Source organism: Alicyclobacillus sp. CIJ1, from assembly GCF_057538885.1.
Genome location: NZ_BAAJPH010000115.1, coordinates 1 through 600 on the forward strand (window position 1 = coordinate 1; position 600 = coordinate 600).

The following is a 600-nucleotide window of genomic DNA, read 5'->3' on the forward strand; positions in this document are numbered from 1 at the left end:
GATAGGGAGTCGCCGTGAGCCCCAGATGCACGTGGCCCTCGGGAACCACGGCGCCGAGGAACCCGAGCGCGTGGTAGATGCGCATGTACGTCCTTGCCACCGCGTGGTGGCACTCGTCCGTGATCACGGTTGGTGTCGTCTCGTGCGCGTCCATCCAGCGCTCGAGACGATCCGGCTGCGAGATCGTTTGGACACTTGCCACCGCGAAGTCCGCCTCGACGTCGTCGTCCGGGCCCTGGATACGTCCGATCTTGACCTCGCGACCCTTTTCCGCGAGCGCGTCGAACACCACCGAGAACTTCTCCAGCGTCTGATCAAGCAACTCGTCGCGGTGGGCCAGGAACAGCACCGGTCCGCGCTCCAGCCGCTCGACGGCGAACTGCGACGACATCACAGTCTTTCCCGCCCCCGTCGCTGCGACCAAGATCGGCCGCGGCTTCGGATATCGTCGAATCGCGTCGACGGCTTCGAGTTGGTAGTTTCGGAGTTTGAGTTCGTTTTGGTGTTTGGCGGTAATGGTTCTCAATCTCCATCACCCCGTGAATCGACACATTTCAACTTTGCTGTTCAACGCGCGTAGCCTCGCACTGTCATCTGGAA

The 600-nt window shown here is 61.7% G+C and carries 1 protein-coding gene; it reads right to left on the bottom strand.

Going from position 1 to position 600, the window contains the following annotated elements:
* Nucleotides 1-526, bottom strand: a 526-nt coding sequence (locus AC27E8_RS08790; RefSeq protein ID WP_487111453.1) for a DEAD/DEAH box helicase, incomplete at its 3' end; no start/stop codon positions are given.
* Nucleotides 527-600: the final 74 nt, after the last annotated feature.